Origin of the sequence: Ruminococcus sp. 5_1_39BFAA (assembly GCF_964240875.1) — a bacterium.
GTDB lineage: Bacteria > Bacillota > Clostridia > Lachnospirales > Lachnospiraceae > Blautia_A.
Genome location: NZ_CAXSVO010000003.1, coordinates 405,548 through 430,029, shown reverse-complemented (window position 1 = coordinate 430,029; position 24,482 = coordinate 405,548). Strand labels below are relative to the sequence as shown.

Genomic DNA, 24,482 nt, shown 5'->3' with positions numbered 1-24,482 from the left:
TTTCTTTTAATTATTCCATATATTAGAAATATTTTCCATAGAAATATTACTCAAAAATTAATGCAATTTTGTACTAGGGTAAAAGGCTATGATTGACTGACTGCGTTTGAAAGTTTTTTCAAATGCAGTCTTTTTGGCTTTTGCAGAAATATATGGGCAGAAGGGGAGTTATATGGATAAACGAAGAAAGATTTTAATTGTAGATGATTCAGAGATGAACCGCCTGCTCTTATCGGATATCCTTGAGGATCAATACGAGATTCTGGAAGCGGAAAACGGAATGGAGGCTTCTGCTATCCTGCAGAACAGGGAAAGCGAAATCTCCCTGATCCTGCTGGATATTGTGATGCCTGTGATGGATGGATTCGAAATGCTGGCAGTCATGAATAAAAACGGATGGATCCAGAGCATTCCTGTTATCATGATTTCGGCGGAAACCGTCCCCACCTATGTGGACAGGGCCTTTGATCTGGGTGTGCAGGATTATATCACCAGACCCTTTGATGAGAGAACGGTACGACGGCGTGTAGCCAGTACCATTACACTGTACGCAAAGCAGAAGGAATTGTCAGACATAGCGGCAAGTCAGTTTTACCAAAGAGAAAAGGATAACCGGCTCATGATCGAGATCCTTTCCAATCTGGTGGAATTCCGAAACGGGGAAAGCGGCCTTCATGTACTGCATATCCATACACTGACAGAACTTCTCCTGAAAAAGCTTTTGGAAAAGACCGATAAATATGGTATCTCCCAGCAGGATATTCCCCTGATCTGCAATGCTTCCGCTCTGCACGACATTGGAAAGATTTCCGTACCTTCGGAGATATTGAATAAACCGGGACGCCTTACCAAAGAGGAGTTTGAAATCATGAAAACTCACTCTGAGGAAGGGGCAAGGATTTTATATGACATTCCCATGCGGAAAAATGAGCCGTTGATCCAGACCGGCTACCAGATCTGCCGGTGGCATCATGAGCGGTATGACGGCAGAGGGTATCCGGATGGCTTAAAAGGAGAGGAAATACCCATTGCAGCGCAGGTGGTAGCCATGGCGGATGTTTACGATGCGCTGACGAGCTGGCGTGTTTACAAGGATGCCTATCCACATGAAAAAGCCGTGCAGATGATCCTGAATGGTGAGTGCGGAGCGTTTAATCCGCTGCTGTTGGAGTGCCTGCAGGAGTTGTCAGGAACTTTGGAAAACGGAATGGATAGCTCTGCGGGTGACTCGGAAACGGAAATCCTTGATACGGTCAGCCATATGCTGGAAACGGGAAATATGGAGACATCCAAAAGAACTGTGCGCCTGCTGGAGCATGAGTGTATAAAGAACCAGTTTTTTGCAAGGGTTTCCCGGGAGATTCAGTTTGAATATACTGAGGTCCCCCGGATGATGATACTTTCCCGCTGGGGTGCGGAGCAACTGGGCGTGCCGGAGACCATACCGAATCCAGGAGAAGAGTGGCCGGGAGAACAGGTATTTTCTGGCGGTGACTATGAGGATCTGCTGGAAAGGTTAAAGAACACAACCCCGGGGGAGCCTGAGATAGAAGCGATATATCTTTTGAATGTAAAGGGACAAAAACGGAGGTGCAAGGTGATTGCCCACACCATATGGTCAGCGGATAACAGACCGAAATTTGAAGGGGCAATAGGAAAAATAGATGTACATTAATAACAAATAAATCAAAACACGAGGGCATATATGAATAAACGTATTCTTATAATCGTAAAAAGGTCGTGCTGGATCCTTCTGGCTGTTTTGGGAGTTCTTGCAGCAGTCAAGGGCTTTGCCGTGCCTTCCTCTGTAGAAAACCAGAAGAGGGATGGTCTTGTGGAAATCCATCAGGTATGGGAAAAATACCTGGCGGAGGATGGAAGCGTTTTGGAATACCGCTATAGGATCAGAGAGGATGCCGAAGAGGATGAATGGCTCTGTATGAAAACATATCTGGAGGAATTCCGGATTTATTTGGACGGGGTGGTCCTTTATGATTATTCCGATATTTATGGAATGAATGGAGGAAGCCAGCATATTATCAGGCTTCCTGAGGATTGTGCCGGACAGAACATGGTGATCCGGGTCATGAACCCGGACAACAGAGCAAAGAACCTGAGCATAAAGGCATACCTGGGAAGCGAAAACGAAATATGGCAGAAGCTTTTTTGGAACAATATGTATGCACTGGTCTTCGGGATTTTTATGCTCCTGTTGGGAGCGACAGCTCTGGTAGCAGCTCGTTTCTTCAGAAAAAGCGCTGTGAAGGATATGGAAATGAACTTGCTGAGCCTTTGCGGATTCATTTTTGCGGCAGGAATATGGGTCGTGACAGATTCGGCGTTACTGCTGTTTGTGACGGATAAAACAGCCATTGTTTCACTCATATCCTTTGTCTCCTTTATGTTCATGCCGGCGCTTTTGTTGAAATTTATCAATTTTATGCTGGATGGAAAACGAAATCTGGTATTTCTGTGCAACCTGTTCTTTGTTATGGCAGCTGTTTATCTGATTGATTTTATTCATCCTGTGATCCTGGGATATTATCTTCTTTTTCTGGTACACTTCGGATGTGTACTGGGAATCGGGATCGTGCTGAAAGAAGCGTTTAAGAAATTAGAGAAGCAGAGACGGCCAGAGATATTGAAAATCGTGCAGGGTTTTGTGCTGCTGAGTGTTTTCAGCGTGCTGGCATTCGTCTGGTTTTATATCGATCCCACATCGCAGTATGCCGTAATGTATTGTATCGGAATCTTCCTGTTTTGTCTGTGTCTGATCGTGGCGGTGCTTATAAAGGTATGGGGACAGGTAGAGGAGAACGCCAACACTCTGGCGTATAAGCGGTTGGCCTATACGGACCTTATGACAGGGCTTTTGAACAGAACCGCGTACATGGAAGAGGAGCGGAAGCCTTTGGAAGAGGGATGTGCCTAAATTATCCTGGATATAAATAATCTGAAGCAGATCAATGACCGGTACGGTCATAGGAGCGGGGACCGGCTGATCATTACAGCGGCAGAATACATAAAAAAGAGTTTTGGACAGCAGGGAAAATGCTACCGGATCGGAGGCGATGAGTTTCTGGTAATCTGCAGGAGCTGTTCTGAGGAACAGACAGCAAATGCCGTAGCAGCTTTGCAGGAGCAGATTAAAAATGAAACGGGAGAGAAAGGGATTTCGCTGCAGATTGCGGCAGGGTATGCCGTACAACGGCAGGAGGACACGGCTGAATCCCTGTTTCAGAGGGCGGACAACTGTATGTATGAAAATAAAGAAAAAATGAAACGGGCCTGCAGATGATTTGCGCCCCACCGTGACGGTGGGGCGTTAATTGTTTACAGGGGAGAATAATCGTCAGGAACTTCAATCCCCAGCTCGCTGCAGATTTCTTCGTTATAATGATTTGTGAAATCTTCTGAGAATTCTATCGGCATGGTGGTAATATCCTCTCCATCAGCCAGGATCCTTACCGCCATTTCTCCGGTATGATAGCCGATGTCGTAGTAATTCGGGGAAAGGGTTACTGCGCCGCACAGTCTGCAGGTGCTTTCTTCTCCGGTTATGACAGGGATGCCCTCCGGGATGCAGATATTGGCGATCAGTTCTGCATTTGCGGCAGCCGTGTTATCCGTAGGTACATAGATCACATCGCATTTTGAGGATGCTGTCATAGTAACGGAGGAAATATCATTGGAATCGGAAAAGGTATATGCCTTGCAGGAATAGCCAAGCGCTTCCAGCTCAGCCTGTATCACATCTGCCTGGTATTGGGAATTAGGCTCCGCAGAACAGTAGAGAAGCCCCACATTTTGCGCCTCCGGGAATAATTCATGGATCATGGCAGCCTGTTCGTCAAGGGGAGCCAGGTCAGAGACACCGGAAATATTTCTTCCCACGGTTCCGTCAAAATCATCCAACTGCAGAGCTGCGGCATATTCGGTGACCGAGGTTCCAAGAATGGGGATCTCCGTGGTAGCGGTAGCGGCAGCCTGGAGAGCAGCCGTGGAATTTGCCAGGATCAGATCCGTATCCCTTGCCACAAAGTCCGTGATAATGGACGTGCAGGTTGTATGATCTCCCTGAGCATTCTGCTCGTAAAAGGTTACCTGATCGCCCAGCGCCTCCACAAGGGCATCCTTAAATCCAAGGCTCGCCTCCTCCAGGGCATTATGCTGTTCAAACTGGCAGATTCCTATGGTGTAGGAAGCTTCTTCTGCACGGACGGGTGTTGCGGTCAGGACAACCATACCTGCCGCTGCCGTTAAGATCAATAGCTCTTTTTTCATATGCGGTTCCCTCCTTCTTGTTTTGCGGCTTTTTCCAATGCCTTATTAGCTTTATTATATACGGAAAAGCCCTGGGTGTAAAACAAAAAATATGTTTTGACACAGGAATCGCCCTATAGTAAAATGAGCCCAAATACAATAATAAAAACAATGGGGGAATGGATATGAACTTCAAGGATTTAAAATGGACAAGGGAACCAAAGGAATACTCTATTGAGGATAACAAGATCGTCATCATCACAGAACCGGGGACAGACCTGTGGCAGAGAACCTACTACGGCTTCCGGAATGACAATGCACCTGTGCTCCAGATGGAGACAGAGGAAAAGTATTTTTCCTTTGTGGTAAAAACGGAATTTCAGAGCAAGCACCGTTTTGACCAGTGCGGTGTGGTGATGTATCTGGACAGTGAGAACTGGCTGAAGGCTTCCATTGAGTACGAAAACGAGGAATATCAGAGACTGGGAAGCGTGGCGACCAATCACGGCTACTCCGATTGGGCCACCACAGACATCAGCGCTTCTGTCAAATCCATGTGGTACCGCTTCAGCAGAAGGGAATCGGATTACTGCCTGGAATGTTCTGAGGACGGAGTTCATTTCAAACAGATGCGGATCTGCCATATGTTTGAGGGAGCGGGAAAAATCGTATTTGGCATTTACGCCTGCAGCCCGGAGGATTCTTCCTTTGAGGCGGTCTTTACCAATATGGAAATTACGGAATGCGAGTGGAAAGCCCACTTGTAAAATTGAACGGATTTTAGTAAAATATTGGTAAAACGAAGAAAAGAGCGTGATTTTATGGTGGGGATTAAAGACATTGCCAAAGCAGCAGGAGTTTCCCCTTCTACCGTTTCCAATGTTTTGAACGGAAAGAAAAATGTGGGGGAGAACACCCGCAGGAAAATACTGGCTTTGGCAGAGGAAATGCACTATGTGCCAAATGAAGCTGGAAAGATACTGAAGACAAAGGAAAACAAGACCATTCTCTTTGTGTTCAGCGATTTTGACAGAAGCTTTTACCTGAATGTGCTGAAGGGGATCAACGATTATCTGAAGGATAAGGAATATGATCTTCTGATCTGCACTCAGCGGTCCTGCGAGAAGTTTATGCGCAATAATATGAGCAGCGGCTGTATCATCCTGGACGCATCCCTGGATGATGCCACCGTAAACCGCTGTGCCAATGAGCATTATCCCATTGTGGTACTGGACAGGATCCTGGATTCGCCCTATGTAAAAAGCGTGATCGTGGACAATTACCACGCCATGTGCGACATGGTTCAGGATATTATAGACCGGGGGTATCGGAAATTTGCCTTTTTAAGCGGTATTGAAAAGACGACGGACACCTTGGAGCGGTACCAGGCATTCCGGGATACCTTAAAAAAGAATAATATCCATTTCCCGCAGAAGAACTATTTCCTGGGGGATTACCGGGAAAAAAGCGGCTATACGGCTGCCAAGATCCTGGCGCTGACAGAGGTGCTGCCGGATGTGCTCATATGCGCAAACGACAATATGGCGATCGGGGCGATCAAGGCATTCCGTGAGGATAACATCCGGGTACCGGAGGACATTGCGGTGACAGGCTTTGATGACAATGAGCGGGCAAAGGAGTTTGGCCTGACAACAGTTACCGTTCCGGATTACGAGAGAGGCTATCTTGCAGCCTTGTATCTGGTGGAAGCGCTAAAGGGAAAAGAGTCTGCCAGCATGTTCCGCATCTCCGCAAAAATCAAAAATCGGAAGAGCGTTTTAGTAAAAAAATAGTAAAAAATTTATAAAATATAAAACCGATAGTAAAAAGCCATGGAAAAAATCACCGAAAGGGATTGTTTTTCATGGCTTTTTTTGCGCATAAATCTGTTTAAAAGTAACAAAAATGCAACATTTCCGGTGAAATGACGAAAATCACGTTGACATTTTGACCTGCTTTGTATATTATTTAAGTATAACGTTTGACAAAACGAACGAAAAGGAGGACGAAAAATGAATTTCAAAAAAGCAATCAGTGTAATCCTGACAACCGCAATGGCAGTATCCATGACCTCTTCTATGGCAGTAACCGCTCATGCAGAAGAAGCAGCAGATAAGATCATTGTATTCCAGTCCAAGGTTGAGATCATCGACCAGTTGGAAGAGCTTGCAGAAGTCTATGAGGAAGAGACTGGCGTTGAGGTCGAGGTATGGGGAACCACAGGCGACGACTACATGCAGCAGTTAAAGACAAAGATGGCAAACAACCAGGGACCAACCGTTTTCTCCCTGCTTCCAGGTTCCGAATCTGAAACTATGGCAAACTATGAGGAAGATTTAAGCGATTTAAGCTTTGTTGACAAAATTGCTGAAGGAATGGCTGATACCAATGCTGACGGACAGGTTGTAGGAATTCCGTACACCATGGAAGGCTTCGGTATGGTATATAACAAAGACCTGATCAATGCAGAGGAAGTGACCGATTACGATTCCTTCGTAAAAATGCTTCAGGATCAGGCTGCTAATGATGTAAACGGCTTCGGACTTTCACAGGAAAGCTATTTCCTGATCGGACATATTCTCAATACACCGTTTGCGCTTCAGGAAAATCCTGCCGAATTTATTGAAAAACTGAACGCAGGTGAAGTAAAGATGGCAGATACACCGGAGTTCCAGGAATTTGCAAAATTCTATGAAGCAATCCGTGATAACTCTTACAATCCGTTAGAGGAGAACTACGATAAAGAGTGCGGTGATTTTGCTACAGGCAAAACAGCAGCTATCCATCAGGGTAACTGGTGCTACAGCATGTTTGAGGACTATGATGTAGATTTCGAAATGGGTATGGCGCCTCTTCCATTGTGCGGAAATGATAAGATCGCTGTCAGCGTACCGGCTGGCTGGTATGTAAACTCCCAGGCAAGCGACGCTGAGAAACAGGCTGGTAAGGACTTCCTGGAATGGCTGTATACCTCTGAGACAGGTGCAGACTATCTGATGAATCAGTTCGGCTTCCTTCCTGTAGTTGAGGGTATGGAGAGCGAGAGCCTTGATCCTATCTCTGCACAGGTAGCTGAGTATGCTGCTGAAGGCAAGACCATTAGCTGGCCAATGAATCTGTGGCCAACCAGCATCGTTGATGTATATCTGGTTCCGGTTGCGCAGGAATTCTTTACCTCCGATATGGACGGTGCTGCTCTTCTGGAAAAACTGGATGAAGCCTGGGCGCAGGCTAACGAGGCAAAATAATAGAACCTGCTGATAAGGATGAAGCATAGGTAAAATATAGCCCGGCTCATGAGAAGCTGAAGTTAAACGCTTTGACTGACCGGGCTATTTCTATAGAAAGGTGAGAGTTATGAAGAATAAGAAAAGGAAAAACGCGGGATGGTTTGCCTTATTTACAGGTCCTCTGCTGTTTGTGTTTGCGACAGTAGTGGTGATCCCATTTCTGATCGGTGTTGGATATTCATTTTTTTCCTGGGACGGACTTCCTCTGAACCCAAAGGTTTTCGTGGGAATGCGCAACTATACCCGTCTGTTTTCTGACAGCCGTTTCCTGGTTTCCGCAAGGCATACGGTGATCTTCACTGTTTTTGCAGTTGTTTTGATCAATGTTCTGGGACTTGCGTTTGCACTTATGGTAACTACAAGGCTGAAGGTCAGAAATGTAGCAAGAGCAATGCTTTTTATGCCGTACCTGATTGGTGGACTGATCCTGGGTTATATCTGGAAATTTATCCTGGGTGACGGGCTTTCCTATATCGGAGAGGCGCTGGGAAGCGAAAGCGTGCTTTTGTCCAACTGGCTTTTGAATCCAACCATGGCAATGGTTGCGCTGGTGGTGGTAAGCACCTGGCAGATGGCTGGTTATATCATGATCATTTACATAACCGGTATCATGGCAATCCCGGACGATGTGATCGAGGCAGCTTCCGTAGACGGGGCAGGCTTCTGGCAGACCTTGACAAAAATCAAATTTCCGCTGTTAATGCCATCCTTTACCATCTGTCTTTTCATGACCTTATCCAACTGCTTCAAGATCTTCGATGTAAACCTGTCTCTCACAGCAGGCGGCCCAAGCAATGCTACGGAGATGTTTGCCATGAATATTTATAATGAAATCTTTTCACAGAGCAATTTCGGATACGGGCAGGCAAAGGCTATCGTGTTCCTGCTGGTGGTTGCAGTGATCACACTGTTCCAGGTTTCTATTACAAAGAAGAGGGAGGTTGAAATGTAATGAAAAAGACAAGAAGTATTGCAGCCAATGTTCTGGTGATCCTTTTGTCCATATGCTGGCTGTTTCCTGTTTATATTGTGTTTGTAAACTCCTTCAAAAATCGTTCCGAGCTGTATGAGAGCATCCTGGCGCTTCCGGAGCATTTCAGCTTTGAATACTACGAAAAAGCCATGAAGAAAATGAACTTCCTCCATGCACTTGGCAATTCCGTGCTGGTGACGGTGGTATCGATTATCTTTATTGTGATTCTTGCGTCCATGACCGCATGGATGCTGGTGCGTACCAACAATGTGCTGAGCACAGTGATCTTCAATATTTTTGTTGCAACCATGCTGATTCCCTTCCAGACCCTGATGATGCCTCTGATGCAGGAAATGGGCTGGATCCGCGATACCCTCCATATTCCTATGCTGGACAATATGGGAGGACTGATCTATATGTACATCGGCTTCGGAGCAAGTATGGCAGTCTTTTTGTATCATGGATTCGTAAAATCCATACCGGTATCCCTGGAAGAGGCTGCTACCATTGACGGCTGCACAAAGCTGGGCGTGTTCTGGAAAATCGTATTTCCAATGCTGAAGCCCACTACCATGACGGTCATTATCCTGGACGTGATCTGGATCTGGAATGACTACCTGCTTCCTTCCCTGGTTCTTTCCAGCAAGGCAAACCGTACCATTCCGCTGTCCACCTTCTCCTTCTTCGGACAGTTTACGATCCAGTGGAATATGGCAATGGCAGGTCTGATGCTGACCATTATTCCGGTTGTGATCTTCTATTTATGCGCGCAGAAATATATCATCAAGGGTGTGGCTGCAGGCGCTGTAAAATAAAAACTGCTGGAGGATGAGACTTTGAACGAGAAATGGCTTTACAAAATAGATGACCTGAAGCTGGACAACGAAGAGCTTCTGGTCAACGAAACTATTTTTCACAACGCAAATGGATATCTGGGTGTCCGTTCCAATTTTGAGGAGGGGTATCCCGAAGGCTATGATACCATCCGTGGTTCTTATATTAACGGTTTTTATGATATTGCCGAGATGAAGCAGGCGGAAAAGCTCTGCGGCATGGCTGAGGAAAAGCAGACTATGCTGAATGTGGCTGATGGGCAGACGATCCGCCTGACCATTGACGGGAAAAGCTTTTCCATGTTTGAGGGAACGGTACTTGAGAGCAGCCGTTGGCTGGATATGCAGGCCGGCTATACGGCGAGAAGGGTACTGTGGCGTTCTCCTGAGGGAAAAGAGGCAGAGATCGTCATTAAGAGAATGGCGTCCTTTACCCGGCTGCCGCTGTTTTTCATGGATTATCAGGTAACTCCGGTAAATTTTGAGGGTGTATTGGAGCTGGAATCCGTACATCAGGGCAATGTAAAGAATTACTGTAATCCCAATGACCCCAGGGTGGCGGGGGAGAGCTTCCAGCATTTGATCCCGGATCACGCGGATCTGCAGGAAGGTGTTTCCTATCTGTTTACCAATACGGCTTCCTCCGGACTTCAGGTATGTACGGCGGTGAAAAACGTGATCTCCAGAGGAGAGGAGACAGAGCCGGTGATCAGGGACCACTGTGCAGTTCAGAAATTCAGGGTTTTGGCTGAGAAAGGGGAAAGGATCACCTTGCGCAAATACATGATCTTTGCAGATTCTGTGCGTTATGACGAACTTTTTTCAAAAGCACGGGAAGAGATGGAGCAGGCAGTGTCCGTACCTGTGGAGCAGCTTTATCAGGAGCAGAAGGAATACCTGGACCGTTTTTGGGAGTCATCTGCACTGGAAATTGACGGCGATGACCACCTCTGTGCGGCTGTCCGCTACAACCAGTATCAGTTGATCCAGTCTGTGGGAAAGGATCCTCACAGTAATATTGCGGCAAAGGGCTTGAGCGGGGAAGGCTACGAGGGCCATTATTTCTGGGACACGGAAATGTATATGCAGCCCTTCTTCACCCTGACCAACCCTGAGATTTCCAGAAACCTGGTGGAATACCGGTACGCTATTCTGGACGAGGCGAGAGAGAATGCAAAAATCCTGGGGCACAAAAAGGGCGCGGCCTATCCCTGGCGAACCATTATGGGCAAGGAATGCTCCGGCTTTTTCCCGGCAGGCTCTGCACAGTATCATATCAGCGGAGACATTGCTTACTCCACAGTGTCCTATTACCTGGTCACCAAGGATCTGGACTTTATGGCAGAGAAGGGTGCGGAGATCATTTTCGAGACAGCGCGTATGTGGATGGATCTGGGATGCTATTATAAGGGAACCTTCCAGCTCCATGAGGTGACCGGACCAGATGAGTATACCTGCCTGGTGAGCAACAACTATTATACAAACCTGAATGCCCAGTATAACCTCCATTGGGCCGTGAAGCTGTACCGGCTTTTGAAGGAAGCAGGAAAGCTTGACAAGGTTGCAGAGAAGATCCATCTCACAGAAGATGAGATAGAGGAATTTGAGAGGGCGGAAAAGGCGATGTATCTTCCTTATGACGAGGAATTGGGCATCAATCCACAGGACGATTCCTTCCTGAAAAAGGAAGTGTGGGATCTGGAAAACACGCCAAAGGAGAACTTCCCCCTGCTGCTTCACTATCATCCTATGTATATCTACCGCTACCAGGTATGTAAGCAGGCGGATACGGTTCTGGCCCACTTCATTTTTGAGGATGCGCAGGATCTGGAAACCATTCGCCGCTCCTTTGCCTACTATGAAAAGGTGACCACGCACGATTCCTCCCTTTCCACCTGTATTTACAGTATTGTAGCCTCCAGGCTTGGAATGGCAGACAAAGCTTATGAATATTTTGGAGATTCTGCAAAGCTTGATCTGTATAACACCCATCAGAACACAAAGGATGGAATCCATACGGCAAATATGGGCGGCAACTATATGGCAATCGTGTACGGCTTCGGCGGCTTCCGTCTGAAGGAAAGCGGCGCCTGGTTTGCCCCGGCTCTTCCGAAGCAGTGGGAAGGATACAGATTTAAGCTGATCTACGAAGGCAGCCACATACAGGTGGAGGTAAACCGGGAGGGATGCCGCTTCACACTGGAGAGCGGACATCCGGTCGAGATCCATGTATATGGAAAAGCCTGCGTTCTGCAGGACAGCCTTGCATTTGCACTGGCTTGACACCCGGTAGCCTTTGGATCAGGTTTATCGGATTTATAGGCATCTCCTGTCTGGGAAACAAAAGGAGATGCCTTTGTTTTTTTACCTACAATAAGCAGAAGGAGTATGATGTTATGAAATTTCCAGATTCATTTATATGGGGAGCTGCAACTTCCGCCTATCAGGTAGAGGGCGCTGCCGATGAGGACGGGAGAGGGGTGTCCGTCTGGGACGTATTTTGCGAAAAAGAAGGGAAAATCCTGGATGGAAGCAATGGGAAAGCAGCCTGTGACCAGTACCATCTCATGGAGGAAGATGTAGAGCTGATGGCGGAAATGGGGATACAGGCATACCGCTTTTCTTTAAGCTGGTCCAGGATCCTGCCGGAGGGTATAGGGGCAGTAAACCAAAAAGGAATCGACTACTATAACCGTCTCATTGACTGCTTGCTGAGACATGGGATTGAGCCGTTTGTCACGCTTCATCACTGGGATCTGCCCCAGACCCTTCAGGAAAAAGGAGGCTGGATGAACCCGGAAAGCGTTTCCTGGTTTGGAAATTTTGCCAGGATTGCGGCTCAGGCTTTTTCCGACAGAGTGAAACATTTTATTACCTTTAATGAACCTCAATGCTTTATCGGGCTGGGCTATTACGGGGATTACCATGCGCCGGGGCTGAATTGCTCCATGCGAGAGGCTTTCCTGGCAGCGCATCATGTATTAATGGCCCACGGGCAGGCGGTAAAGGAGCTGCGGAAATATGGAAAGCAGCCGCTGCAGATCGGCTTTGCCCCGGCAGGAAAGTTTACTTATCCCAAAACAGACAGTCATAAGGATGTGGAGGCTGCAAAAAAGATGCTTACGGATATCCTGCCTCTGGAGGAATGGTGGTGGAGCATGACCTGGTGGAGTGATCCCATATTCCTGGGAAAATACCCGGAAAATGTAGCGGAGAAATACAAAGACATTCTGCCTGCGGCCACAAAAGAGGATATAGAGCTGATCAGCCAGCCGGTAGATTTCATCGGGCAGAATATCTACGACGGACGGATGGTGGAGTGCGGGAAGGACGGCGAGCCGTTCTTTACGCCGGAGCCACTGGGATTCCCTCATACCCACATCAAAAGCCCGGTGACACCGGAAATTCTCTACTGGATGCCGAAATTCCTGTATGAACGTTACCAAAAGCCTGTGGTGATCACTGAAAACGGAATGTCAAACGGCGATATTGTCTCCGCAGACGGAAAGGTTCATGACGGCTGCCGCATTGCTTATGTGGAAAGGTATCTGAGCAATCTTAAGAGGGCAGTATCAGAGGTTCCGGTAAAAGCATATTTCCATTGGTCCCTGATCGACAATTTTGAGTGGGCGTATGGATATCAGGAGCGGTTTGGGCTGATCTATGTGGATTATCCCACGCAGAAAAGAATCATTAAGGATTCCGGATACTGGTACCGGGATGTGATCGCATCAAACGGGGAATGTCTTCCCTGATCTTATAAAATACAGAAGGAGAACTTTTACCATGAAATATGAAGGAATTATATTTGACCTGGACGGCGTGATCTGCCATACGGATGAATATCACTATCAGGCATGGAAGGCACTGGCAGATAAGCTGGGCATTTATTTTGACCGGGAGATCAACAACCGTCTCCGTGGAGTGAGCAGGATGGAAAGCCTGGAGATCATTCTGGAGCGCTGTGACCGCAGCTATACAGAACAGGAAAAAGAGGATTTTGCAACAGAGAAAAATGAGCTTTACAAAGAACTTCTGAAAAAAATGTCGGAAAAAGACCTGTCAGAAGAGGTGAAGGACACCCTAAACGGACTGCGGGAAAAGGGAATCCGTCTGGCAATCGGCTCTTCCAGCAAAAATGCTCGGTTCATATTGGAAAGAATCGGACTTGGTACATTTTTCGACGCCATTTCGGACGGCAATAACATCAGCCATTCCAAGCCGGACCCGGAGGTGTTTGTGAAAGCTGCCCAGTATCTGGGTCTGCCAGCAGAGAAGTGCCTGGTAGTGGAGGATGCAAAGGCAGGGCTTGAGGCGGCAGCAGGAGGAAAGATGGATTCTGCGGCAATCGGAGATGCCGTTGCCTGTGGACTTGGTACATACGATCTCAGTACTTTTTCTGACTTATTGAAGGTGGTTGGTGAATGAAAACAGGGATGTATTATGACCGGAAGGACGCTTGGGTGGTAGGCGAGGAGATATTTGACCGGGAATGCCTGGGAAAAGCAGAAGCCGTTCTTTCACTGGGAAACGGATATATGGGTCTCCGATCTGCCACGGAGGAAGGCTATTATGGAGAAAAGAGGGGACTGTTTGCAGCAGGAACCTTTAACTGCTGTGATCCCTCTGAGGTGACGGAGATTCCAAATGCAGCGGATGTAACAGAAATGGAGTTTTACCTGAATGGAAAACGCTTTTCTCTGGATACTGGAAAATGCGGGGAGTACCAAAGAAGTCTGGATTTGTATACCGGAGAGCTGAACCGGGAAGTTTGCTGGGAAGGAACGGAAGGGGAAGCCTGCAGGTTTCATTTTTCCAGATTCGTATCGAGAAAACGTCTGCCTCTGATCGGGCAAAAGGTAACGATCCAGGCGCTTACCGCGGATATCCGCGTCCGGATCCGCTCCGGGATCAACGGGCAGATGACAAACAGCGGCGCCCAGCATTTCCGGGAACAGGAGAAGCGCTTTTACGAAAACTGTTACCTTCAGTACACGGCAGAGACAACAGAAAGCGGCATTTCCTTCGTGACAGCATCCTGCCATAGATTTTTTCTGGATGGAGTGGAGGCAGAGCCGTCGTCTGTGCTGGTGATGAAAAGGAGGCAGGTGCTCTGTGAGTACGAGATTGTAATACCGAAGGGAAGTGTTTTGCGGCTTGAAAAGCTGTCTGGGGTTCATCACAGCAGGGATCTGGAACTGGACGGAAAAAATGTCAGGGAGCTTCAGACGCATAGCCTTTGCTTTTTGAAGGAAGCCCGTAAGCTGGGTTATGATGATCTGTTCCGGGAGAGCAGCAGGGTATGGGCAAAGGAGTGGGAGGAGGAAGGAATCCTGTTGGAATCCCGGGATGCCTTTGACCAGCTTGCTATCCGTTTCGCTCAGTATCATCTGGCGATCATGACTCCTGCCCATGATCACCGCATGAGTATCGGAGCCAAAGGCTTAAGCGGGGAGGGATACAAAGGACATACCTTCTGGGACTGTGACCAGTTTGTACTTCCCTATTTTACCTTTACATTTCCGGAAAAGGCAAAGAGCCTGGAAAAATACCGCTATTCCACCCTGGAGGGTGCAAGGAGAAAGGCGCGGGAGGGCGGCTTTGAGGGCGCGCAGTTCCCGTGGGAAAGCGCCTGGGTTTCCGATGGAGAGGTAACGCCTGCCTTTGGGGATGCGGACCTGGTGACAGGGCTTCCCCAGACTATCTGGACGGGAAAGATTGAGCAGCATATCACAGCAGATGTGGCATACGGAGTGTGGCAATACTGGGAAATGACCGGAGACAGGTCCTTTATGGAGGAATACGGCTATGAGATCATTCTGGATACAGCCCGGTTCTGGTGCAGCCGTCTGGAAGAGGGAGAGGACGGAAAGCTTCATATTAATGATGTGATCGGCCCGGATGAGTATAAAGAGCATGTAAATGACAATGCCTACACCAATTATATGGCATGGTGGAATATGAAAAAGGCAGAGGAATTGCTGCTTACGCTGCCAAAAGAACAACCGGAGATCTATGACCGGCTTGAGCAAAAGCTGCACCTTCAGGGACTTTTACAGAGCATCCGGGAGAGGGAAAAAAGAATGTATCTCCCCAGACCGGATGAAAGCGGGCTGATGGCGCAGGATTCTACCTACCTGTCCTTAAAGGAAATTGATCTGTCAAAATACAAGGCACAGGATTATGTTCTGGGAATCTACAAGGACTATAATGCGGAGCAGCTAAATCACATCCAGGTTTCCAAGCAGGCGGATATTCTGATCCTGTTCTATCTTTTGGAGCACCTGTTTGACGAGAAGGCAAAGAAAGCAAACTGGGATTACTATGAGGCGAAAACACTTCATGATTCCTCCCTTTCCCTGTCCACCCACTGTATTCTGGCCGCAGACCTGAATGAGAGGGAAAAGGCTTATGAATTTTTCCGAAAAGCCTGTGACATTGATCTGGGCCCGAATATGAAAAGCTCGGATGAGGGAATCCATTCCGCTTCTATCGGCGGGATATGGCAGTGCGTTGTGTTTGCTTTTGCCGGGATTCGTATGGTAGATGGGAAGCTCAGAATCCGACCAAGGCTCCCGGAACAGATCAGCAGGATCATCTGTCCTGTGTGGTATCAGGGAAAACGCCTGCTGGTCACTGTGGAAAAAGAACGGTTCATGATAAATGAAAAATCCTTTCCTTGTTTTTCTATGCACAGTATAGTATAATTCGCTGTGGATAAAATTTCCGTGGGGGAAAGAGGGAGGATTTTTAGATACATGCAGCAGGAGAAGCAGGACCTGACGACAGGCTCATTGGGAAAAAAAATACTGTTTTTCAGTATTCCTTTGATGCTTTCAAATCTTTTACAGGTCTTATTCAATATGGCGGATGTTGCGGTTGTGGGACGGTTTGCAGGGGCAACAGCCCTTGGCTCCGTAGGCTCAACAACCACATTTGTGACGATTTTTACGGATTTCCTGATTGGCTTGTCCGGGGGGATCAACGTGCTGACGGCACTGCATTTTGGAGCAAGAAACAAAAAAGGGGTTGCAGATACCGTTCATACGGCGCTGCTGCTCAGCGCCTGCGGCGGCATGATACTGCTGCTGGCAGGCTCCGGCTTTGCAAAGGGGATCCTGCAGCTTCTGAACACAAAGCCCGAACTGCTGGATGGAGCTGTTCTCTATATTCGGGTGTATTTTCTGGGAATGCCGGCCCTTGCGGTTTATAATTTCGGCAATGCTGTTTTCAGCGCTGTGGGAGAAACAAAGCGGCCCCTGTATTACCTGTCTTTGGCAGGAGTTGTGAATGTGGCGCTGAACCTGTTCTTTGTGATCATCTGTAAAATGGATGTGGCGGGCGTTGCGACAGCCAGCGTGATTTCCCAGTACATTTCTGCGTTTTTGATTGTAAGAGCGCTGTTCAAGAGCAATGAGGCTTACGGGCTTTGTCTGCATTCCCTGCGTATCAGTAAAGATAAAGCAAAGGACATTCTGCGGATCGGAGTTCCGGCGGGGATCCAGAATGCGATTTTCCAGATTGCAAATCTGTTTATCCAGGTTGGCGTAAATTCCTTCAGTGCCACTATGGTGGCGGGGAATTCTGCGGCTGCGAATGCAGATGCTGTTGTGTACGGCGTAATGATGGCTTTTTATACGGCATGCGGAAGCTTTATGGGACAGAATCTGGGGGCCAGGAAAAAAGACCGTGTCAGAAGAAGCTATCTGGTCAGTCTGGGTTATTCCTTTGGAGTAGGAATCATTCTGGGATTTTTGCTGGCAAACTTCGGCGAGACGTTTCTTGGGTTGTTTACCAGTGAGGCGGCTGTGGTTGCAGCAGGGATGTATCGTCTTACCATGATGGGACGTTTTTATGGCTTTTCGGCATTTATGGATTGCACCATTGCGGCTTCCAGAGCACTTGGGAAAAGCGTGGTGCCTACCATTGTTGTGATCATGGGTTCCTGTGTGTTCCGGATTATTTGGGTACGTACGGTTTTTGCATATTTCAGGACGATTCCTTCCCTTTATCTGCTCTATATTTTCTCGTGGGGCATTACGGGCTGTGCAGAGATCGTATATTTCATAAAAGTATATAAAAAGCAGGTGGCATTTGAAGCGTGACGCATTTAGGGGAAAGGAGTATCCTATGGAAAATCAGGAAGGAAAGCACAAACGGCGGGTCCGTTATTCAGGAACACATCCCAGGAGTTATAAAGAAAAATATAAGGAGCTGCAGCCGGAAAAATACGCGGATACCATCTCAAAGGTGATCAGCAAAGGCGGCACCCCGGCAGGAATGCACATTTCTATCTGTGTCAGGGAGATTCTGGATTTTCTGCAGATAAAGCCGGGGCAGCAGGGGCTTGATGCCACTCTGGGGTATGGCGGCCATACGACGGAAATGCTGAAATGTCTGGAAGGCAAGGGGCATATCTATGCGCTGGACGTAGACCCAATTGAGTCTGAAAAGACAAAAAAGAGGCTGGCTGACAAAGGCTTCGGGGAAGAGATCCTGACGGTAAAGCTGGAAAACTTTGCAAATATCGATAAGGTATGTGAAGAGACCGGAAAATTTGATTTTGTGCTGGCAGATCTGGGGGTTTCTTCCATGCAGATCGACAATCCCGACAGAGGCTTTTCCTATAAGACAGAAGGACCGCTCGACCTGCGGATGAATCCCCGGAAGGGAGTCAGTGCAGCGCAGCGGCTGAAGGAAATGACAAAGGAGGAACTGCAGGGAATGCTCATTGAAAACTCCGATGAGCCATATGCGGAGGAAATCACCAGAGAGATCATGTCCCGGCTGAGAAAAGGCGGAGAGATCGCCACAACCACGGACCTGAAAAACGTGATCGAGCGGGCGCTGCGCTTTATTCCGGAGGCTGAGCGCAGGGAAGCGGTGAAAAAGTCCTGCGCCAGAACATTCCAGGCGCTGCGCATTGATGTGAATAATGAGTTTGAGGTGCTGTACCAATTTCTGGAAAAGCTTCCGGATGTTTTGGCACCGGGCGGCAGGGTGGCAATTCTGACTTTCCACTCCGGGGAGGACAGGCTTGTAAAAAAATCCTTTAAGCAGTTTTGCAAGGAGGGCATTTACAGTGAGATATCCACAGATGTGATCCGTCCCTCAGCAGAGGAGTGCAACCGGAACAGCCGGGCACGCTCCACAAAAATGCGTTGGGCAATTCGTGGATAAAGGACACAGAATCTACACAATTATTTTTCCAGGGGACTTGCAAAATCCTGATTTCGTGATAGAATATAAAAGAATAACTGAAATGGCGAATTCTGTCGGGTTCGCCATTTTGTTTAAACATAGATTAGCACTCGATAAAAAAGAGTGCTGATAAAATGCGACAAGGAGGAAACATAAATGATAACCATACCGATTTATGACCTGCTGGTACTGCCAGGCGTGACCTTCTTCTTTAAACAGGATATGTTTCCTAAGGATAAAATTGCACCGGAAAACATAGGGGAAGACATATTATTTGTGATGCTGAAGACCGGGAAAGCGCAGGAAGAGATCACTCCTGAAGACATTTATCCAATCGGCGTTGCCGGAAAAATAGAGAGTATTGACGAGGAGGGCAGCGTAAAGATCACTGCCACGGAGAGAGTGAAGATTTCTGATGTGCGGTCCTCTGACGGTGGCTTTACGGCGGACGCCGAGCGCTTTCCGGAAACAGATGACATTCCGGCTCAGGAGGAAAAGGAGCGCTTTGATAAGATAAAAAAAGAACTGATGGATTTTGCGAAGGGATTCCAGTGGGGAATCTGGGCAAGAAGCATGATCTATCACTGGAAAAGCTTTGCTGAAGCAGCCTGCGCCCTTTCCGGGTATATGAATATTTCCTGGGAGGAAAAATACAGCCTTCTTTCCACGGATTCCAGAAGAGAGCGATGCGATATGCTGGAGCAGGCTTTCTATGAGCTGATGGAGATTTTCCGTGTAAGTGAGGAGGCTGAGACAGCACAGAAAAGCTCCAATGAGCAGCTTTACAGAGAGTCAGCCCTGAAAAAGCAGATTGAGTTTTTGCAGCAGCAGCTTGACGATATGCACCCGGAAAACATTTCCGATGTGCGGCGGTTTGAGAAAAAGATCCAGGAAGCCGGGATGAACGAGGAAGCCCGTAAGGAAGCGGAAAAGGTATTGAACCGTATGAAGCAGGAGGGCAAGGACAGCCATGAATACGGAATGCTGTACGATTATCTGGACTTTATCACCACCCTTTCCTGGAAAAATGAGGAGACGCCTGAGATCGATCTGAAGGAAGCGGAGGAAATCCTGGATGAGGATCATTACGGATTGAAAAAGGTAAAGGAACGAATTATCCAGCAGCTTGCAGTGATGGCGTTAAATAAGCAGCAATCCGGTTCGATCCTGCTGTTCGTGGGAGCGCCGGGAACAGGAAAGACAAGTATCGGTCAGAGCATTGCAAGAGCGCTGCACCGGAAATATGTTCGGGTCAGCCTGGGCGGTGTCCGTGACGAAGCGGAGATCAGAGGTCACAGAAGAACGTATGTGGGAGCTATGCCGGGCAGGATCATGGAAGGAATGAAGCGCTGCGGCGCGCAGAATCCGGTGGTGGTGCTGGATGAGGTGGATAAGCTGACAAAGGACTACGGAGGCGACCCGTCAAGCGCACTTCTGGAGGTGCTTGACCCGGAGCAGAACAACAGCTTTACAGACCATTACATGAATGTTCCCTATGATCTGTCAAACGTGCTTTTTGTGTGCACGGCAAACACCACGGATACTATTCCGGAGCCGCTTCTGAACAGGATGGAGGTAATCCAGTTTCCGGGATATACTGCCATTGAGAAGTTTCATATTGCCAGACGCCATCTTCTGCCAAAAGCAATGAAGAGCATGGGAATCAAAGCCCAGAATCTCAGGGTAACAGATGAGGCGATCGCACGCATTATAGAAGAATATACAGCCGAGGCGGGAGTCCGGGGCCTGAAAAAGCAGATGGACGTGCTGTGCCGTTATGCGGCGGTAAAGCTGGTAAAGGGAGAGCAGAAAAGTATTACGGTCAGTGAAAAACGGGTTCCGGAATTCCTTGGAAGCAACGGCATCCGTCATGAAAGAATTCTGGAGGAGCCGCAGGCCGGCGTGGTGACAGGTCTGGCGTGGACTATGGCTGGCGGAGAGATCCTGTTTATTGAAACTTCGTTTACAAAAGGAAGCGGAAAAGTCCTGATCACGGGACAATTGGGAGATGTGATGAAGGAATCTGCCCAGATAGCCATTACCCTTGTGAAGTCCCTGTATCCGGACTGTGCAGAGAAATTTGAGAAAAATGACCTGCACATCCATGTGCCCTCCGGCGCGGTGCCGAAGGACGGCCCTTCTGCGGGGATCACGCTGGTGACAGCGCTGTCCTCTCTGGTGACAGGAAAGTGTGCTTCCCCTGAGATCGCCATGACGGGAGAGGTATCCTTAAGGGGCGGCGTAATGCCGATCGGCGGTCTGCCGGAGAAGCTGATGGCTGCCCAGCGGGCAGGCGTGAAGCGGGTTTTCATACCCTGGGATAACCGGGAAGACCTGAAGGATGTAGCGGATGAGGTGAAAGAAAAGCTTACCATTATTCCTGTGAAAAAGGTGCAGGATGTGCTGGAACAGGTATTAAAGTAACAGGCTTTTCTATTGCATAAAAAGACGGCCATAGGATAGAGGATATCTTATGGCCGTTGCGTTTATATTGGCTGTGCCGCATTAGCTGACAGCTATTTTAAATACGATTTTTTTGATCGGGGCAGGCGTATCCTGGCACATGGCAACCTTGTGGGCATCGTTTGGATAGCAGACCATAAACTGACCTGCCTTTAAATAGTACCGTCCATCCTCCGGGCCGTTAAGAAACAGAATATCCTTCTCTTCGGAATAAGGGGTATGTACTTCCAGGCTGTCTGTGTCAGCAGTAGCGATACCCTCTACGCCCTCCAGGATATAGTGGAGGTCTGCGTATTTTCTGTGAGCCTCGTAAATGCACTCGGATTCCGGCTTTGAGGTAAAGGATACCGGGTTGCAGAAAAGAACGCCGGGAATCAGCTCTACGGTAGCAGTGGGCGCCGTCTCAGGTGTCAGCTCCGCCAGGTAATTCAATGCCTGGTACAGCAGTGCACTTTCTTTGTAATTGTCTTTGTTCTTGATGGAATCGAAAATCATAACGTTTTCCTCCTGTATGGTGTCATTTTAGAGTTAAAAAGGAAGCCGAAAACCAATTTTTGTTAATTCTTATTATATCGAAATCCCATTTGCCTGTAAAGTCTCCAGCAAAACATTAGCCATGATTTCATGGTCGGTTGTTATTAGTATGATTATAGAAAAAAATCGGGATATAAAATATGGGCTGGAAAATGAATAATAGCATAATACGGCTGAGAACCAGTGCTATCCGTTGAAAAAATAAGGCATTAGGTATAGAATATTTTTAACTATTCGATAAGTCGTGTCTGTGAGTAACCGGGCATAGCGTCCGGCGGTCAGGGAGGAGAGGTATGGAAAACGGAATTGATAATGTAAGATTCAATTTCTTATATATTGACACATATTCATTTGGAAAGACATGGGTGTATCCGGAAAGCGTGGTGCCGTATAATATGCTGCGCTATATTGTATCGGGCTCCGGAACTTTTTTTATTGATAAGGAAGAAGTAGTAGTGGAAAAAAACCAGATCGTCTATATTCCCAGAGGATGCCGTATGTCCTGCTATGCCAATACGGACAATCTGGTATTCAGCAGCATTCGTTTTACAACATCCGTATATTTTGAAGGAGTAGATTTTCTGGCGGATTATTACGGGATGCCCCGTGTTATGGAAGCGAAGGGAGAAGAAAAGTATTTTGAACTGATCGACGGATGGGTAAGAAGCAGCAATCGTGGGAGAATGTATTTTGTGCGGGGATACCTGGAAGTGCTGATCGGCAGTCTGATCGAGCGGGCGTTTCAGGAGTCCGCTCAGGTTCGGGAAGGATTAAAAACCCATGAGGAGTATACGCTGGAAAAACTGAAGCATAGAATAAAAAAATCAGACAGTAAGATTGATCCGCGCATTCAGGTGGTGGTTGATTATGTTACTTTACATCCTACGGAAAAATATACACCGGAAAGTATGTCGCAGATGGCAGAGCTGAGCAAACAGCGTTTCAGCCATCTGTTTAAAGAACAGCTTGGCAAATCACCTATGATCTATATTAAAGAGATACGCATGACAAATGCGGCAAGACGCCTTCTGGTAAGTGACGATAATGTAAGCGACATTGCCTACAGCGTTGGCTATGAGGATCCAAACTATTTTATCCGTGAATTTAAAAGGTACTTTGGTTATACCCCTAACCAGTACCGGAAAGCGGCGAGGGAATGAACGGATGGTAAGCGTATTGTGCTATTCATGCGCCTGTTTTACAGAAAATTGATGCTTTTTCTCGTTATTATATTTGCAATTTAACAACCGGGGCATTATATTTGCAAGGGATGTTTGCACATATTTCATAAAGCAGACATCCTATTTTTGTGTGCTTTTTTATACAGATAAAGGAAACGGTGCATGTTCACTCTGTGAATAGAAATATAATGTTAATAATATCACAAGCAGATTAAACTTAAAAAACAAGCGTATTATGCTATTAATGCGTTTTTGCTTCGTTGAATTGCACAAAAAACATTCGTATAATAACATTACAACAAACAAAATGACGGGAGCAATTATGGAGAATATGCCGGCACGATCCAAATTGTTTCCGCAACGTACACATGACAATGTAACGTGGAAAGAAAGGAGTCTTATATGAAGAAAAAGTTAGCAATGCTGTTAGCAAGTACGATGCTCGTTGGTTCTATGCTTCCGTTATGCGGTCCTTCTGTGGTTATGGCAGAAGAGGCAAGCGAACTGGAAGGCGATATAACATTCTGGCATTCCTTTACCCAGGGTCCGCGTCTGGAAACGATCCAGAAGGCTGCTGATGCCTTTATGGAAGAGCACCCAAAGGTAAATATTAAGATTGAGACATTTTCCTGGAATGATTTTTATACAAAATGGACGACAGGACTTGCATCAGGAAATGTACCGGATATGAGTACCGCACTGGTTGGACAGGTTGCAGAGATGATCAGCGCAGACGCATTGATTCCGATCAATGACCTGATTGACGACATCGGACGCGATAAGTTTAATGAAAGCGCGTTAAATGAGTGTTCGGTAGACGATAACAATTATGCAATTCCGTTGTATTCCCACGCAATGGTTATGTGGATCCGGAAGGACCTGTTGGAAGAAAACAATCTGGAGGTTCCAAAGACATGGGATGAGCTTTATGAGGCGGCGAAAACCCTTACAAAGGATGGTGTTTACGGACTTTCCTTCCCCTGCGGAACTACAGATTTCCAGGCGACCAACTTCCTGAACTTCTACGTGAAGAGCGGCGGCGGAAGCCTTTTGACCGACGACCTGAAGGCAAATCTTACAAGCGATCTGGCACTGGAGGGTATCAACTACTGGCTGAAGGTCTACAATGACTGCTCGCCAAAGGATTCCGTAAACTACAATGTTCTTGATCAGGCAACCCTTTACTATCAGGGCAAGACAGCATTTGATTTTAACTCCGGATTCCAGATTTCCGGTGTACAGGCAAACTCTCCGGATTTACTTGAGTATGTGGACTGCTATCCGATCCCGACCATCAACGAGGGTGACGAGCAGAATGGAATCACCACCTCCAACCAGCCAATGGTTATCTGGAAAAACTCAGAGCATCCGGAAATCTGCAAAGAGTTTATCAAGACCTTATATGAGGAGGATACTTATGTAGAATTCCTTCATGCAACACCGGTAGGTATGCTTCCGGCATTAAAAGGAATTTCTGATACCGACGCATACAGAGACAATGAGATCATCCAGCAGTTTGAGCACGCAGAGAGCGTTATCGCGGATCAGATCCCAGGCGGCACAGCAATTGGTTTCGAGCATGGACCAAGCATCCAGGCAGGTATTATGACGAATCAGCATGTCATTGAAAAAATGTTCCAGGATATCATCACAAACGGAACAGACGTGGAAACCGCAGCGAAGGCAGCCGAAGATGAGTTAAACGCATTGTTTGAAGTAGCACAGTAGAAACTGTGGGTGCGGG

At 47.4% G+C, this 24,482-nt stretch carries 19 protein-coding genes; 17 read left to right on the top strand and 2 right to left on the bottom strand.

From position 1 onward, the window contains the following. Nucleotides 1-172: 172 nt before the first annotated feature. From ACESZH_RS06945 to ACESZH_RS06935, 3 genes are read left to right on the top strand one after another with little or no spacing between them, the layout of a single operon-like run. On the top strand, nucleotides 173-1,675 hold the full coding sequence (locus ACESZH_RS06945; RefSeq protein WP_373219047.1) for a two-component system response regulator: 1,503 nt from the start codon (nucleotides 173-175) through the stop codon (nucleotides 1,673-1,675). Between the two features lie 30 nt (nucleotides 1,676-1,705). After that, nucleotides 1,706-2,932: a hypothetical protein gene (locus tag ACESZH_RS06940; protein WP_373219048.1), complete on the top strand. Its 1,227-nt coding sequence runs from the start codon at nucleotides 1,706-1,708 to the stop codon at nucleotides 2,930-2,932. Beyond that, on the top strand, nucleotides 2,933-3,298 hold the full coding sequence (locus ACESZH_RS06935; RefSeq protein WP_373219873.1) for a GGDEF domain-containing protein: 366 nt from the start codon (nucleotides 2,933-2,935) through the stop codon (nucleotides 3,296-3,298). 35 nt (nucleotides 3,299-3,333) lie between these two features. Here ACESZH_RS06935 and ACESZH_RS06930 read toward each other — a convergent pair whose 3' ends face one another. Continuing rightward, entirely contained in the window at nucleotides 3,334-4,284 is a 951-nt protein-coding gene (locus ACESZH_RS06930) for an ABC transporter substrate-binding protein (RefSeq protein WP_373219049.1), read from the bottom strand. A gap of 164 nt (nucleotides 4,285-4,448) precedes the next feature. On the opposite strand from ACESZH_RS06930, the gene ACESZH_RS06925 reads away from it, so the two are divergent. The 12 genes from ACESZH_RS06925 to lon all read left to right on the top strand — a co-directional run bounded on the left by ACESZH_RS06925 (nucleotide 4,449) and on the right by lon (nucleotide 20,984). Next, nucleotides 4,449-5,030 (top strand): DUF1349 domain-containing protein, encoded by a 582-nt coding sequence (locus ACESZH_RS06925; protein WP_373219050.1) that lies wholly within the window; start codon nucleotides 4,449-4,451, stop codon nucleotides 5,028-5,030. 54 nt (nucleotides 5,031-5,084) lie between these two features. Further along, a complete protein-coding gene (locus ACESZH_RS06920) occupies nucleotides 5,085-6,056 on the top strand; it encodes a LacI family DNA-binding transcriptional regulator (protein WP_373219051.1) in 972 nt (323 codons plus the stop codon). Nucleotides 6,057-6,275: 219 nt separating this feature from the next. Then, a complete protein-coding gene (locus tag ACESZH_RS06915; protein ID WP_373219052.1) occupies nucleotides 6,276-7,511 on the top strand; it encodes an ABC transporter substrate-binding protein in 1,236 nt (411 codons plus the stop codon). Nucleotides 7,512-7,620: 109 nt separating this feature from the next. Beyond that, nucleotides 7,621-8,505 (top strand): carbohydrate ABC transporter permease, encoded by an 885-nt coding sequence (locus tag ACESZH_RS06910; protein WP_373219053.1) that lies wholly within the window; start codon nucleotides 7,621-7,623, stop codon nucleotides 8,503-8,505. Next, a complete protein-coding gene (locus tag ACESZH_RS06905; protein WP_373219054.1) occupies nucleotides 8,505-9,341 on the top strand; it encodes a carbohydrate ABC transporter permease in 837 nt (278 codons plus the stop codon). Before ACESZH_RS06910 ends, ACESZH_RS06905 begins: the two co-directional genes overlap by 1 nt. 21 nt (nucleotides 9,342-9,362) lie before the next feature. Beyond that, on the top strand, nucleotides 9,363-11,642 hold the full coding sequence (locus ACESZH_RS06900) for a glycoside hydrolase family 65 protein (RefSeq protein ID WP_373219055.1): 2,280 nt from the start codon (nucleotides 9,363-9,365) through the stop codon (nucleotides 11,640-11,642). A 113-nt stretch (nucleotides 11,643-11,755) separates the two neighbouring features. Continuing rightward, the gene (locus ACESZH_RS06895; protein ID WP_373219056.1) at nucleotides 11,756-13,114 is read left to right on the top strand and encodes a GH1 family beta-glucosidase; all 1,359 of its coding nucleotides are present in this window, start codon (nucleotides 11,756-11,758) and stop codon (nucleotides 13,112-13,114) included. A 31-nt stretch (nucleotides 13,115-13,145) separates the two neighbouring features. Further along, complete coding sequence (gene pgmB, locus ACESZH_RS06890) at nucleotides 13,146-13,787, top strand: beta-phosphoglucomutase (RefSeq protein ID WP_373219057.1); 642 nt, start codon at nucleotides 13,146-13,148, stop codon at nucleotides 13,785-13,787. Then, the gene (locus tag ACESZH_RS06885; RefSeq protein WP_373219058.1) at nucleotides 13,784-16,066 is read left to right on the top strand and encodes a glycoside hydrolase family 65 protein; all 2,283 of its coding nucleotides are present in this window, start codon (nucleotides 13,784-13,786) and stop codon (nucleotides 16,064-16,066) included. Before pgmB ends, ACESZH_RS06885 begins: the two co-directional genes overlap by 4 nt. 51 nt (nucleotides 16,067-16,117) lie before the next feature. Next, the gene (locus ACESZH_RS06880) at nucleotides 16,118-17,464 is read left to right on the top strand and encodes an MATE family efflux transporter (protein ID WP_373219059.1); all 1,347 of its coding nucleotides are present in this window, start codon (nucleotides 16,118-16,120) and stop codon (nucleotides 17,462-17,464) included. 25 nt (nucleotides 17,465-17,489) lie between these two features. Further along, a complete protein-coding gene (rsmH, locus tag ACESZH_RS06875) occupies nucleotides 17,490-18,539 on the top strand; it encodes a 16S rRNA (cytosine(1402)-N(4))-methyltransferase RsmH (protein ID WP_373219060.1) in 1,050 nt (349 codons plus the stop codon). Nucleotides 18,540-18,716: 177 nt separating this feature from the next. Further along, nucleotides 18,717-20,984: an endopeptidase La gene (lon, locus tag ACESZH_RS06870; RefSeq protein WP_373219061.1), complete on the top strand. Its 2,268-nt coding sequence runs from the start codon at nucleotides 18,717-18,719 to the stop codon at nucleotides 20,982-20,984. Between the two features lie 81 nt (nucleotides 20,985-21,065). On the opposite strand, the gene ACESZH_RS06865 is transcribed toward lon, so the two are convergent. Beyond that, entirely contained in the window at nucleotides 21,066-21,518 is a 453-nt protein-coding gene (locus ACESZH_RS06865) for a YhcH/YjgK/YiaL family protein (RefSeq protein ID WP_373219062.1), read from the bottom strand. A gap of 332 nt (nucleotides 21,519-21,850) precedes the next feature. On the opposite strand from ACESZH_RS06865, the gene ACESZH_RS06860 reads away from it, so the two are divergent. Further along, complete coding sequence (locus ACESZH_RS06860; protein ID WP_373219063.1) at nucleotides 21,851-22,717, top strand: AraC family transcriptional regulator; 867 nt, start codon at nucleotides 21,851-21,853, stop codon at nucleotides 22,715-22,717. 423 nt (nucleotides 22,718-23,140) lie between these two features. Then, nucleotides 23,141-24,466, top strand: a complete 1,326-nt coding sequence (locus tag ACESZH_RS06855) for an ABC transporter substrate-binding protein (RefSeq protein ID WP_373219064.1) — start codon at nucleotides 23,141-23,143, stop codon at nucleotides 24,464-24,466. The last annotated feature ends 16 nt before the right edge of the window (nucleotides 24,467-24,482 follow it).

What these genes read in the sequence shown, in the direction of transcription:
- ACESZH_RS06860 (WP_373219063.1), top strand. Translation starts at nt 21,851, where the DNA reads ATGGAAAACGGAATTGATAATGTAAGATTCAATTTCTTATATATTGAC.
- ACESZH_RS06885 (WP_373219058.1), top strand. Translation starts at nt 13,784, where the DNA reads ATGAAAACAGGGATGTATTATGACCGGAAGGACGCTTGGGTGGTAGGC.
- ACESZH_RS06915 (WP_373219052.1), top strand. Translation starts at nt 6,276, where the DNA reads ATGAATTTCAAAAAAGCAATCAGTGTAATCCTGACAACCGCAATGGCA.
- ACESZH_RS06940 (WP_373219048.1), top strand. Translation starts at nt 1,706, where the DNA reads ATGAATAAACGTATTCTTATAATCGTAAAAAGGTCGTGCTGGATCCTT.
- rsmH (WP_373219060.1), top strand. Translation starts at nt 17,490, where the DNA reads ATGGAAAATCAGGAAGGAAAGCACAAACGGCGGGTCCGTTATTCAGGA.
- lon (WP_373219061.1), top strand. Translation starts at nt 18,717, where the DNA reads ATGATAACCATACCGATTTATGACCTGCTGGTACTGCCAGGCGTGACC.
- ACESZH_RS06880 (WP_373219059.1), top strand. Translation starts at nt 16,118, where the DNA reads ATGCAGCAGGAGAAGCAGGACCTGACGACAGGCTCATTGGGAAAAAAA.
- ACESZH_RS06925 (WP_373219050.1), top strand. Translation starts at nt 4,449, where the DNA reads ATGAACTTCAAGGATTTAAAATGGACAAGGGAACCAAAGGAATACTCT.
- ACESZH_RS06855 (WP_373219064.1), top strand. Translation starts at nt 23,141, where the DNA reads ATGAAGAAAAAGTTAGCAATGCTGTTAGCAAGTACGATGCTCGTTGGT.
- ACESZH_RS06910 (WP_373219053.1), top strand. Translation starts at nt 7,621, where the DNA reads ATGAAGAATAAGAAAAGGAAAAACGCGGGATGGTTTGCCTTATTTACA.
- ACESZH_RS06895 (WP_373219056.1), top strand. Translation starts at nt 11,756, where the DNA reads ATGAAATTTCCAGATTCATTTATATGGGGAGCTGCAACTTCCGCCTAT.
- ACESZH_RS06920 (WP_373219051.1), top strand. Translation starts at nt 5,085, where the DNA reads ATGGTGGGGATTAAAGACATTGCCAAAGCAGCAGGAGTTTCCCCTTCT.
- ACESZH_RS06905 (WP_373219054.1), top strand. Translation starts at nt 8,505, where the DNA reads ATGAAAAAGACAAGAAGTATTGCAGCCAATGTTCTGGTGATCCTTTTG.
- ACESZH_RS06865 (WP_373219062.1), bottom strand. Translation starts at nt 21,518, where the DNA reads ATGATTTTCGATTCCATCAAGAACAAAGACAATTACAAAGAAAGTGCA.
- ACESZH_RS06930 (WP_373219049.1), bottom strand. Translation starts at nt 4,284, where the DNA reads ATGAAAAAAGAGCTATTGATCTTAACGGCAGCGGCAGGTATGGTTGTC.
- ACESZH_RS06945 (WP_373219047.1), top strand. Translation starts at nt 173, where the DNA reads ATGGATAAACGAAGAAAGATTTTAATTGTAGATGATTCAGAGATGAAC.
- pgmB (WP_373219057.1), top strand. Translation starts at nt 13,146, where the DNA reads ATGAAATATGAAGGAATTATATTTGACCTGGACGGCGTGATCTGCCAT.